Source organism: Campylobacter sp. RM19072, from assembly GCF_024723485.1.
GTDB lineage: Bacteria > Campylobacterota > Campylobacteria > Campylobacterales > Campylobacteraceae > Campylobacter > Campylobacter porcelli.
On record NZ_JANQCU010000071.1, the window covers coordinates 1 to 304 of the forward strand.

Here is a 304-nt window from a genome sequence, read left to right on the forward strand (position 1 = left end):
GATTATAAACAAATAGAAGCGTCAATCGTTAGTGAAAACTCGATATTTGATAAGGCTATTAAATATCTTAATGATAGCTTTAATGATAAAACCCTAGCCCCAAAAGATAAGATAACAATCCAATCAAATCTGATGAGTGCGATGGCTATTAATCTAACAGCAAAAGCATTAGAAACGGCTTTAAACTGGCAACAAATCAATAGTCAATTAGACTTATCAAAGCAAGAGTTAGCTTTAAAGAAAGAACAAACAAATTCACAACTTGACTTATCAAAGCAAGAGTTAGAGCTAAAAAAAGAACAAA

General features: G+C 30.9%; 1 protein-coding gene. It reads left to right on the top strand.

The window, feature by feature from the left end; genetic code table 11:
- A partial coding sequence (locus CSUIS19072_RS08490; RefSeq protein ID WP_337212289.1) for a hypothetical protein occupies window positions 1-304 on the top strand: 304 nt, incomplete at both ends.